Source organism: Microbacterium sp. CPCC 204701, assembly GCF_004010105.1.
GTDB lineage: Bacteria > Actinomycetota > Actinomycetes > Actinomycetales > Microbacteriaceae > Microbacterium.
Genome location: NZ_RRYE01000244.1, coordinates 1 through 4678 on the forward strand (window position 1 = coordinate 1; position 4678 = coordinate 4678).

Here is a 4678-nt window from a genome sequence, read left to right on the forward strand (position 1 = left end):
CGCGGCCGACGCCGCTGCGCTCGCTGCGGCGGACGCGGCGTCCGGCGCCGTGTCGGGTGTACCGTGCGAGAGGGCGGCCGAGGTCGCAGCGACAGGCGGGGCGCGGGTACAGGCGTGCGACCTCGACGTCCTCGTCGCGACGGTCACCGTCGCGCTCCGGGTGGGGCCACTCACCGCGACCGCGTCGGCGAGAGCCGGCCCGCCCCCATGATCAGACCTCACAGCGACTGCACCGAGTAGTGGCGTGTATGGTGTGCGTCGAAGAAAGGACGCCCCCGTTGGCACAAGGCAAGAAGCTCGTCATCGTCGAGTCACCGACGAAGATGAGGTCGATCCAGGGCTATCTCGGCGAAGGCTACGAGGTGCTGAGCTCGGTCGGTCACATCCGCGATCTCGCGGACAAGAAGGACATCCCGGCCGACAAGAAGCAGGCGTACGGGAAGTACTCGATCGACATCGAGAACGGCTTCGACCCCTACTACGTCGAGAGCGAGCGCGGAAAGAAGACCGTCGCGGAGCTCAAGCGCGCATTGAAGGGAGCCGACGAGCTCCTGCTCGCCACCGATGAGGACCGCGAGGGCGAGGCCATCGCGTGGCACCTGCTCGAAACGCTCAAGCCCAAGGTGCCCGTCAAGCGGATGGTGTTCCACGAGATCACCAAGGACGCGATCCGCGCCGCCGTCGACCACACGCGCGAGCTCGATCTCGCGCTCGTCGACGCGCAGGAGACCCGGCGCATCCTCGACCGCCTCTACGGGTGGGACGTCAGCCCGGTTCTCTGGTTCAAGGTGCAGCAGGGCACCTCGGCCGGCCGTGTGCAGTCCGCCGCGACCCGCCTGGTCGTCGACCGTGAGCGCGAGCGCATGGCGTTCGTCTCGGCGTCCTACTGGGACATCGAGGCGGTCGCGGCGCCGAACCGTCCGCAGGGGCTCGACGAATCCTTCTCCACCCGACTCGCACGCGTCGACGGCGCCGTGCTCGCCCGCGGCACGGACTTCGACGACCGCGGTGAGCTGAAGAAGGCCGTCCTCGTGCTCGACGAGGCCCAGGTGCGCGAGCTCGCAGTCGCCATCGAGGGCGCAGGCGAGGCATCCGTCACCAGTCTCGAGTCCAAGCCCGGCACGCGCAGCCCGAAGCCCCCGTTCACCACCTCCACGCTGCAGCAGGAGGCCGGCCGCAAGCTCTCGATGAGCGCGAAGCACGCGATGAGCGTCGCCCAGCGTCTCTACGAGAAGGGCTTCATCACCTATATGCGCACCGACTCGACCGCGCTGTCGACTCAGGCCGTCCAGGCCGCACGTGCGCAGGCGGTCGAGATGTACGGCGACAGGGCCGTTCCGCCCAACCCGCGCACGTACCGCAGCAATAGCAAGAACGCGCAGGAGGCGCACGAGGCGATCCGCCCGTCGGGCGAGACGTTCCGCACGCCCGCGCAGGTGTCGGGTGAACTCGACCGCGACGAACTGCGGCTGTACGACCTCATCTGGAAGCGCACGATGGCCAGCCAGATGGCCGACGCGAAGTACGAGACGACCACGGTGACCCTCGAGGTCGCTGCTGCCGGTCGCCGCGCCGAGTTCACGGCATCCGGAACCGTCTACACCTTCAAGGGCTTCCTCGAGGCGTACGAAGAGGGCCGCGACGAGAAGCGCGGCGACGCCGACAAGGCCGACGATCAGTCGCTTCCGGCGATGGCTGTCGGCGACGTCCTGCGACTGCGCGACGTCGAGCCCAAGGGACACGCGACAAGTCCCAAGCCCCGGTACACCGAGGCGAGCCTCGTGAAGGCGCTCGAAGAGAAGGGCATCGGCCGCCCGTCGACGTTCGCGAGCATCATCGACGTCATCCTGAACCGCGGCTACGTGACCAAGCGAGGGCAGGCGCTCATCCCGACCTGGCTCGCGTTCAGCGTGATCCGGCTGCTCGAGCAGCACTTCGCCGACCTCGTCGACTACGACTTCACGGCCGCGCTCGAGGACGATCTGGACGCCATCGCACGCGGCGAGCAGAAGCGCCAGGACTGGCTTAAGGAGTTCTACTTCGGCTCGCAGGAGCAGGTGGGGCTGCGCAACATCGTCGACAACCTCGGCGAGATCGATGCTCGCGCCCTCAACTCCACGCCGATCGGCGACATCGCGACCCTGCGGTTCGGCAAGTACGGGCCCTATCTCGAAGTGCCCGACAAGGAGAATCCGGATGCCGAGCCGCGCCGCGTCAACATCCCCGAGGACCTCGCCCCCGACGAGCTGACCCCCGAGAAGGCGCAGGAGCTCATCGACGCGCCGGTGGCGGGAGACCGGGTGCTGGGCGAGAACCCCGCCAACGCCAAGCTCGTCGTGGTCAAGGACGGACGCTTCGGTCCCTACGTGCAGGAGACCGACCCGCCCGCCGAGGAGGAGATCGACCCCGACACCGGGGAGGTCGTCGGCGTCGCGCCCGAGCCCGCTCCCAGGAAGCGCGGCGCGAAGAAGGAGGCGGCGCCCAAGCCCCGCACCGCGTCGCTGTTCAAGTCGATGTCGGTCGACACGATCGACCTCGACACGGCGCTGAAGCTGCTCGACCTCCCGCGCACCGTCGGCGTCGACCCTGAGACGGGCACGCCGATCACGGCGCAGAACGGCCGCTACGGTCCCTACCTCAAGAAGGGCACCGACTCGCGCACGCTGCAGAGCGAGCAGCAGATCTTCGACATCACGCTCGAGGAGGCGCTGGAGGTCTACGCCCAGCCGAAGTACGGGGCGCGCGGCGCGAGCTCGGCGCTCAAGGAGTTCGAGGCCGACCCCACCAGCGGCAAGCCGATCAAGCTCAAGGACGGCCGTTTCGGCCCGTACGTCACCGACGGCGAGACGAACGCGACGATCCCGCGCGGCGAGGACGCGATGGAGGTCACCTTCGAGCGCGCTGTGCAGCTTCTCGCAGACAAGCGTGCGAAGGGTCCGGCGAAGCGTCCCACGCGTCGCACGACGGCGAAGAAAGCGCCGGCCAAGAAGTGACGACGGACGCTGGCCTGTTCATCACGTTCGAGGGCGGCGACGGTGTCGGCAAGACGACTCAGGCCGCGCTACTGGAGAGAAGGCTGACGGATGCCGGACGCACTGTCGTGCGCACGCGCGAGCCCGGCGGCACCGAGGTGGGGGTGCTCATCCGCGACATCGTCCTGCATCACCGCGGCGAGGTCGCTCCCCGCGCCGAGGCGCTGCTTTATGCGGCGGACCGCGCCCACCACATCGACACGGTCGTGCGGCCCGCGCTGGCGCGCGGCGAGGTCGTGATCCAGGACCGCTATCTCGACTCGTCCGTCGCCTACCAGGGCGCCGGGCGCGTGCTCGGACGCGAGGAGGTGCGCGACCTGTCGCTGTGGGCGACCGGCGGCCTGCTTCCCGACCTCACGGTGCTCCTCGACCTGGACCTGGTCGCCGCACGCGTACGGCTCGACGCCGACGACAAGCCGTTCGACCGGCTCGAGGCCGAGCGCGAGAGCTTCCATGCGCGCGTGCGCGAGGAGTTCCTCGCTCTCGCCGCCGCCGAGCCGGAGCGCTTCCTCGTGCTTGACGCCGCGCTCCCCGCCGACGAGCTCGCCACGGCGGTGCGCGACCGGGTGCAGCCCCTGCTCTAGTCCTGTCGCAGGCGCCGGCTGCAGCATCCGTCTCCTTCTCCTGCCGAAAACAGGTGATCTGGCGGACGCAGGACGATCCGCGGCGAATCGTCCTGCATTCGCCAGATCACCTGTTCTGAGAGAAGGGTTGCTGTCCTGAGAGAAGGGATGCTGAAGTCCGAGGCGACCCGCGTCGCGGCGTCCCCGGCCGCGGTTAGGCTGGGCGGCATGGAACCGGTCGCCGCAGTCGAAGAGGCGACCGGCGCGACCTCGCCGGCGACCGAGGTCCCCTGGGGCGCGGTGTGGGGGCAGCAGGAGGCGGTCGCGGCGCTGCGTGAGGCGGCATCCGATCCCGTGTCGATGACGCATGCGTGGCTCATCACCGGGCCGCCCGGATCGGGACGTTCGACCCTCGCCTACGCGTTCGCGGCGGCCCTGATCGCCGAGCCCGGCGACGAGCCTGCGATGCGCCAGGTGCTGGCCGGCACCCATCCCGACCTCACGGCGCTGCGCACCGAGGGCGTCATCATCTCGATCAAGGATGCGCGCGCGCTCGTCGAGCGCTCGTACTTCTCGCCGTCGCTCGGCCGGTACCGCGTCATCGTCATGGAAGACGCCGACCGCATGGCCGAGCGCACGTCGAACGTGCTCCTGAAGGCGCTCGAAGAGCCGCCCGAGCGCACGGTGTGGGTGCTGTGCGCACCCAGCGACGCCGACCTCCTGCCGACGATCCGCTCGCGGGTGCGGACGCTCCGCCTGCGCGAACCCGACATCGACGACGTCGCGTCGCTCATCGTGCAGCGCACCGGCGCCGATCCCGTCGTCGCCGAGCAGTCGGCCCGGTATGCGCAGCGTCACATCGGCATGGCGCAGCGGCTCGCGACGGATGCCGCGGCCCGCACGCGCCGCGATTCCACGCTGCGTGCGGTCCTGGGGGTGCGGGGCGTGGGCGACGCGGTCGAGGTCGCCGGAACGATCGTCGCCGTCGCGACCGACGACGCGAAGGCGCTCACCGCCGAGCGCGACGAGACCGAGCGCGCGGGTCTGCTGCGCACGCTCGGCATCGCCGAGGGCGCCGCCGTC

The 4678-nt window shown here is 69.9% G+C and carries 3 protein-coding genes and 1 pseudogene; all 4 read left to right on the plus strand.

The features are described from left to right. A pseudogene (locus tag EIO58_RS19165) lies at window positions 1-211 on the plus strand (helicase); the annotation flags it as partial. A 67-nt stretch (window positions 212-278) separates the two neighbouring features. Next, entirely contained in the window at window positions 279-2993 is a 2715-nt protein-coding gene (gene topA, locus EIO58_RS12980; RefSeq protein ID WP_127819894.1) for a type I DNA topoisomerase, read from the plus strand. After that, window positions 2990-3616: a dTMP kinase gene (gene tmk, locus EIO58_RS12985; protein ID WP_127819895.1), complete on the plus strand. Its 627-nt coding sequence runs from the start codon at window positions 2990-2992 to the stop codon at window positions 3614-3616. The genes topA and tmk overlap by 4 nt, the downstream gene beginning before the upstream one ends. Window positions 3617-3823: 207 nt before the next feature. Beyond that, window positions 3824-4678, plus strand: an 855-nt coding sequence (locus EIO58_RS12990; RefSeq protein ID WP_127819896.1) for a DNA polymerase III subunit delta', incomplete at its 3' end; no start/stop codon positions are given.